Consider the following 7,419-nt stretch of genomic DNA (forward strand, 5'->3'; position numbering starts at 1 on the left):
CCCGACATCATCGAGCGCGGCCACGTGTATATCGCCCAACCGCCGCTGTACAAGATCAAGCACGGCAAGGAAGAGCGCTATATCAAGGACGACAATGAGCTCAACGCCTACCTGCTGCGCCTGGCCATGGAAAAGGCCGCCCTGGTCAACCCCGACGGCAGCGAAGTCGCCGGCGACGCCCTGACCGAACTGGCCCGCCAGTACCAACTGGCCGAAGCCGTGATCGGCCGCCTGGCCCGCATCGTGGACAGCGACGCCCTGCGCGCCATTGCCGACGGCATCGAGCTGGACCTGGACAGCGCTGCCGCTGCTGAGGCCTCAGCTACCGCGCTGAAGGCCAAGTTGTCGGAAATGCACGCCAAGACGCTGCTGGGCGCCGCGGTGAATGACGACGGCACGGCGGATGTCTATGCGCAGTTTGATGAGAAGACGGACAAGCACCGCCTGATGATCGCCCGCCGGCATCATGGCAATGTGCGCCTGTCTCACCTGGACGCTGACTTTGTCCACGGTGCTGATTACGCTGCGCTGTCGCTGGCCGCCAAGACCTTCCAGGGCCTGATTGCGGAAGGCACCAAGGTGCGCCGTGGCGAGGGCGAGAAGCTGCGCGACCAGACGGTGAATGACTTCCACGCTGCCATGCAGTGGTTGTTGTCTGAGGCCGAGCGTGGGGTGTCTCGTCAGCGCTATAAGGGGCTGGGGGAGATGAATCCTGAGCAGTTGTTTGAGACTACTTTGGACGTTACCCAGCGCCGACTGCTTAAGGTGCAGATTGAGGATGCTATTGCGGCGGATCAGATTTTTACTACGCTGATGGGGGATGAGGTTGAGCCGCGGCGGAACTTCATTGAGTCTAATGCTTTGGTGGCTCGGAATATTGATGTTTGAACAACGTCGCTAAAAATCTCTAATTAAAAAAAGGCCAACCTCGTATCGAGGTTGGCCTTTTTTTTGTCAATGCATCGTAAAGTGATGCTTCTGCATCTCAACTACATCTGCGGAGAAAATACAGATGATCTCGTTTAGAGGAGAGTGAGTTGGAAATATTTGAAGGGGTAAAGGGACTAGCAAGCCTGGGTACAGCACTAGGAATTTCGTCGGTATTGCTCGGTTCCATCTTGGTGGCCTGGTTGGTTTGGAGGCGGACGAGATCAACGCATAGTCTAATGACAAGGCTGTGGGCTCGGTTTGACAGAAATTCAAAAAATACCGATCAGGCTATTGCTACGTTCTTGAGCGGACAGACAAATTTAATGCAGTTTAGATTCACGACTGGAGTACCTGCCAGGACGCTCGCACAAGCCCACAAGCTGATCAATTGGACGAGTGCCCATAACGAGAACATTGATGCAGTGAAAGCATGTGGGGAGTACTTCGATATTGAGCGACCTGGGTTGAAAGAGCCTTCCAAGTTGCCAGGAATATGGACGCTAGGGCCTCTGTTCACAATCTTTATTACCTTCTTTGTTGTCGCGTTGCTAGTTGCTGTTGGGGCAATTCAATCGTCCGCAATTTTGCGCACAAAGGATAGTGGTCTTACCTTTCTGCTATCGAAAGACAATGCAGTGATGCTTTGGTCAGATGTCTCATTTGGCACGAAACAGTGCAAGGAAGACCGCGCCGCTATCACGCTTGCGACTGAATTCAAAGGCTTCGAGGTGGACGCGATATGCGATCTTATCGTCGACGGGAGAGCGTCGGAGTATGTGCGCACAAACGTGCAGCTGCAGAGAGTAATGCTCCCATTCATTTCTGGATTTCTTGCAACTATCGCCCTTATGTGCTTGGCTTACGTCTCGTGCGGCGTGAATGCCAATGCAATGTCGGCTAGATTGGCGAAGAGGGAGTGCCTAGCTCTTGATTTCGCTGACGACGGCAAGAAGGCTGCTCAATCGTAGAGGGCCAAACCGATACACGGTGCCGAGCGCAGGAACGTCCGCCTGGAAATCGATGATTCGCTATCGCACGTTTCCGACGTGTACCTCATGCTTAGGGTATCGCCACGTGAGCATAAAAGGTACGATCTTGTCGAAACGACCCCATTCCGTCAGCATAAAGATTGCTGATACGCGGTCATTTTGGCTAGGAATTTGCTGAGTATATATTTCGAGGAGCGAAGTGGCATGAGCCGGTACTGTGGAGACGATGATTCAAAGCCCATCCTCGAGGCTGCCGCCCATTGGCGCGACTCCGCGCTGCTCGGTGGTGGCTCTGTGCTTACTAGCAATAAGCTCTGGACATCGTCTTTGCTCGATGTTCTCGACGAGTACTTCGTTCGGCGACCGGATGTAGGCGATGGCAAGTTCCTGCAGAAGCTAGAGCAGCAACTAGCGCCGACAGACGGCGCCGCTAAACAGCTCGTGGCAGAGATGATGTGGGTTATGTATCTCTGCCCAAGCAGCCTGACTCCCGCACATAAACGGAAGACCGTGCAGACCGTATGGGCATGGTCAAGTGAAGAGGCCCCAACGAATTCCCGCTGGCTAGATGATGACGCCCTTGCGGGGGTCGGAAGTGCGGGCCCTGGATTCAACCAGAATCAGTGGCGCGAACTTGTGTTCCTCATCAATTTCATGCGTCGCTTCCGTGAGCTAGATGCCGGTGAGCGGCAGCGGCTGATGGAAGACGGTTGGAAGTTCGACGAATGGCTCAAGGAGGTGCCCGATTGGGAAGCGAGGCAGCTCCGCCACATGCTGCTCTTCCTTCTCTTCCCGGACGACTTCGAACGCATCTTCGGCCAGAATGATCGGAAGACCATCGTTCGACACTACTCAAAGCGGGATCGCCGAGAAGTGAATCGAATGGATGCTGTGCAGCTGGATCGTGAGCTGCAATCGATACGCAAGCGTCTCGAAGTCGAGCGGGGCACCACGCAGCTGGACTACTACGTGCCGCCACTCAAGGGCGAGTGGAGGAGTGAGACCTTTGCGGCAGCCACGGAGAGCGTGATGGCAGAGCATGTCCGCCAAGCCATCGCGGAAATCCAGCAAGACGGTGTGCCTCAGGATGCCGAATCGACGGGCTACGATCTTGTGGATGACGGAAATCGGTACCCACCGAAATTGGTGCTATCGCTTGCAGTAAAGCATGCAACCGGGGAGCCTTTGGATCGCGCCAATTTCTCCGGTGGTGAGGAGTCGTCAGCCTTCCGTCTGTTGCGTCGCCTTGGCTTTGAAATTAAGCCCAAGGATGAGGCCGAGAGCGGTATCGCAGAATTGATGCAGCGATTCCTAGAGCAAGCCGAGTCAGGTAAGGAACTAAGTGCGCAAGGTTACCTCCGTGAATACCAGGGACTGAAAGTACGTGTGAGTTTTGGAAAAGGAAATTTCGCAAGAATCCCATGGATTGCGTTCCTCGGCGATGGGCAATCCGTGTCCGAGGGCGTGTACCCCGTGCTGCTGCTGTTCAGGGATAAGCGGCAACTATTGCTTTGTTATGGCGTGAGTGAAGAGGGGGCGGCGCGGTTGAGCTGGGGCGACCTAGACGGAGCACAAACAGTAAGAGAGTGGTTCAAAGATCGTTACGGCCACAGCCCCGATCGATACGGCGCCTCATTCGTCCGCGCTGCATATGACATTTCTCAGCCACTTCCAATTCCTGAACTGCAGCAGGAGCTGGATGATCTGATCGATGTCTATGCTGGGGTACTGTCCGCCGGGAGTACCGATATGCCGATGGAGGCTACTGAGCCCGTGGAGCCGGACATGCCTTTGCCGGTTAGGGCCAATCTACGGGAGGCGGTGCTCGCGTTTAGCGAAGCGTTACAAGCTTCCGGCGTCAAGTTCGGCGATCAGCATGACACGCTTGTCTCCGCCTTCGTCTCAAGTATCGTCACAAAGCCGCTAGTTATCCTGACTGGGCTATCCGGTTCTGGCAAGACGCAAATCGCCATCCGATTTGGTGAGTGGTTAGGTGACGATCGGCTCCACGTTGCAGCGGTGCGTCCTGACTGGACAGGCGCCGAGACCTTGTTTGGCTATGAAGATGCACTAAAGCGGGAGCTCGACGGACGCCCAGCCTGGGCGGTTCCTGCTCCACTCGAATTCATCTTGAAGGCAGTTGCAGACCCGCAGCATCCATACGTCTTGCTGCTAGACGAAATGAATCTTGCGCACGTAGAGCGCTACTTCGCAGACGTGCTGTCTGGTATGGAGTCTGACAAACCTTGCCTACCAAATCTTCAACGAGGTACGGATGGATGTTGGCGTGTGCGTGCCGGCGAGGACGCAAGAGTACCAATCCCACGCAATCTGTGGATAGTTGGCACGGTCAACGTTGACGAAACTACCTATATGTTCTCGCCAAAGGTACTGGATCGTGCCAACACCTTTGAGTTTCGCGTGCAGTCGAGCGACCTATCGATTGAGGCGCGGAAGCCTACGCCGTGCGCTCCGGGCGATGCCGAGCTGGTGAGAGGCTTGCTGACCATCGCGCGAGACGATGATTGGCATTTGACTCACCAAAGCGGTTCAATTGATGAGCTTACTCCGCGCCTGAAGCACCTTCACGAACTGCTAAGTCGCTATAACCTTGAGTTCGGTCATCGAGTGTTCTATGAGGCGATTCGGTTTGCATCGCTGGCAGAAGAAGCTGGTATCAGTGGTCTGAACGCAGTCCTGGATCGGATCGTTATGCAGAAGGTTTTGCCTAGATTACACGGATCACGGCGACGCCTCGAACTCCCACTACTGGCTCTCGCCCAGTTCTGTCGTGATCTGCCCGCGTCAATCACGAGTGACGACAAGCTGCAAACCGCAGGTGTTGAAGAGATACCGGCGCAAGGCGCTGAGCTACCAACTTCGTACGCGAAGATTCTTCGCATGCTCCGCAGCCTACGTGCAAACCAATTCGCTAGCTTCACAGAGTAAGTCGTGCGTACCGTTTCCGAAGCATCGACTCCATTGCTTTCGCCGTCTGGCGCGACCGTCGCCGTACTGAATGTAGCGGTGTTGCCTCGGAGAGGTAGCGCATCGCCCGCGACGCTCTGGGCTTCAGCCGGGCTCCAGTATGGCGATGAGACTGTCTGCGCCATGGAGTTGCTGGAGGGAATGGAGTACCGATACACATGGAAGAACCTTGCACCGGGTATATGTAGTATCACCGCAGACCCTGAGGAGATCTTTCAGCCCGACACTGTCGAAGGGCTGTCAGGTCGTCTCCGACCCGGACTATCGACCGGTACCGTTCGCGTCGTGCTCCGCGAGGGTCCTGTCGTGCTGGGGCAGCAGGAGATCGAGGTACGTTCCCGAAAGCTCACTTACCTCTCTGAGTATCGTTGGATGCTTCGCGATATCGCTGAGCGAATGACGGAGCTTGTGATGGACCGCTTCGCGGTCAGCGACGCTCGATTTGAGCAGGATGATACGCGAGACGCGGTGACGCTCTATCAGCGCTTCACGTTCTTGCGAGCCTTGTTAGAAAGTGAGAGCTTTCAAGGGGCTATTCGAGAGGTTCTTCGCCGGCCACACACTGCGTGGGACGTGGCCAGCGAATTTGTTCGGCCTGGCAGTGGAATGCGCGCGGACTCTCACGTCCTACGGCAGCTTGCCAAGGCCGGGCAACGATCCGCATGGCCGGGCGGCACCATTCCCTCCGTGCCTTCACGGCTTGAGCGCCGGCGAACCGAGGCGACGCATGACACAACACCCAATCGCTTCGTGAAGTTTGCCCTTGAACATTGGTCTCAGATTCTTGGTGATATCGATCTAGGCCTTGCAATGGGGCAGCCGACACCGGCAACTACTCGGGGCCGCCGCGAAATCGCCGCTGTTATGACACAGCTGGAGAAGATCCTGCACCACGACCTGTTTGCCGAGGTGGGTAAGATGGTGCGATTTCCCGCTGATGATCAGGTCCTGCAGAAGCGCGAGGGTTACAGGGACATCTTTAAGGCCTATGTTGAGCTTGAGTTTGCAGCCCGCCTATCCTGGCATGATTCGTCCGAGGAATATGGCGCGGGGTTGAGGGATGTCGCCACACTTTATGAATATTGGGCATTCATCCAGCTAGCGCAGGTCGTAGCCGATTTGGTCGGACAGACATTTGACATGACGCCATTGGTGCGGTCGCGTAAAGATGGTCTTACTGTTGGGATTCAGTCGGGCGTTGAAACTGTTCTCAAGGGAGAGGTAGAGCGTTTTGGACGGCGCATGGTGGTGGAGCTCTGTTTTAACCGGACCTATCGCGCCGGTTCGGGAGGTGTAGCTTCGTGGACAAGGCCAATGCGCCCAGATTACTCTCTGCTGATTGGCCCGGCGGAAGGGGAGCCAGCCGCCTTTGAGCCGATCGCTCTTCATTTCGACGCCAAGTATCGGGTCGAGTTTCTCAAAGAAATCTTTGGCGCCGGTGATGACGTGGAAGAGGATGCCGGCCTGCAACAGGGGCCAGTCAGTCTGGTACGCGGGGGGGCTTTGCGTGCAGACCTCCTCAAGATGCATGCTTACCGCGATGCCATCCGACGGACCGCAGGGGCCTACGTGCTCTATCCGGGTGGCGACGGCGAGGAAGGAAGCAATCAGTATCTCGAATACCATGAGCTACTGCCAGGGCTCGGTGCTTTTGCGCTTCGGCCAACTGATATTGGTAGCGCCAGTGGTGCACCTGCATTGCAGCGGTTTATCAGTGAAGTGCTTGATCACGTGGCAACCCGCCTGACCAGGCATGAGCGGGGGCGATACTGGCTGGAGGAGGCGTATGGTGAACCGTTGTCCGGTCAATCTGCCCGCTTGCTCGCCACGCCGTCGCCCGAAACCACTGTGCTTTTGGGGTTCGTGAAGAGCCGAGAGCATTGGCGCTGGATCGAGCAACGTAAGGCCTACAATGTTCGAGCGGAAGGCAGAAGTGGTGGAGTCCAGGCTGGTGCAGATCTACTACACAGCCAACTTCTTCTTCTCTACTGTCCCTCCACGCAGCAGATTGCACTCGCTCGGATCGTGTCTGATGCGGAAGAGATATCCTTGGCCGGCATGGTTGCAATGGACTACCCGGAACCGCGCGGAGTGTATTGGTGTGTACAACTCCGCTGGCTAGACCAACTTCAGTGGCTTCGTGGCTTCTCTCCGTCCAAAATCGAGCAATACGCTACGAGCCAAGGGCCGTTGTATGGGGCACCTGTTAGAACGTCCTGGGGTGTCATCGAGTCAGCCTGCCGTGTTGGGTGAGTGATGAAAACGCTCATCCGCGATAGCGTGATTTTGTCTTGCCCTTTCGGGATCTCTAGGGAGACGTGCTGGGCACGGCATCGGCAAGGACGACTACAACCTCGACAAGGTGCGCTACCACCGCATCATCATCATGACCGACGCGGACGTGGACGGCTCCCACATCCGCACGCTGCTGCTCACGTTCTTCTACCGCCAGATGCCCGACATCATCGAGCGCGGCCACGTGTATATCGCCCAGCCGCCGCTGTACAAGATC

At 56.2% G+C, this 7,419-nt stretch carries 3 protein-coding genes and 2 pseudogenes; all 5 read left to right on the forward strand.

The window, feature by feature from the left end; translation table 11 throughout:
* Positions 1-888 (forward strand): annotated as a pseudogene (gene gyrB, locus AC1DT6_RS39680) (DNA gyrase subunit B); the annotation flags it as partial.
* A 149-nt stretch (positions 889-1,037) separates the two neighbouring features.
* A complete protein-coding gene (locus tag AC1DT6_RS39685) occupies positions 1,038-1,898 on the forward strand; it encodes a DUF6216 family protein (RefSeq protein ID WP_441630223.1) in 861 nt (286 codons plus the stop codon).
* A gap of 225 nt (positions 1,899-2,123) precedes the next feature.
* The gene (locus AC1DT6_RS39690) at positions 2,124-4,868 is read left to right on the forward strand and encodes an McrB family protein (protein WP_441630221.1); all 2,745 of its coding nucleotides are present in this window, start codon (positions 2,124-2,126) and stop codon (positions 4,866-4,868) included.
* Between the two features lie 3 nt (positions 4,869-4,871).
* Positions 4,872-7,160, forward strand: coding sequence for a DUF2357 domain-containing protein (locus AC1DT6_RS39695; RefSeq protein ID WP_477111989.1), 2,289 nt, complete (start codon positions 4,872-4,874; stop codon positions 7,158-7,160).
* A gap of 70 nt (positions 7,161-7,230) precedes the next feature.
* A pseudogene (locus AC1DT6_RS39700) lies at positions 7,231-7,419 on the forward strand (toprim domain-containing protein); the annotation flags it as partial.

The organism is Cupriavidus sp. 01L45, from assembly GCF_056399885.1.

Coding starts and splice junctions, on each gene's coding strand:
- AC1DT6_RS39690 (WP_441630221.1), top strand. CDS start 2,124: ATGAGCCGGTACTGTGGAGACGATGATTCAAAGCCCATCCTCGAGGCT.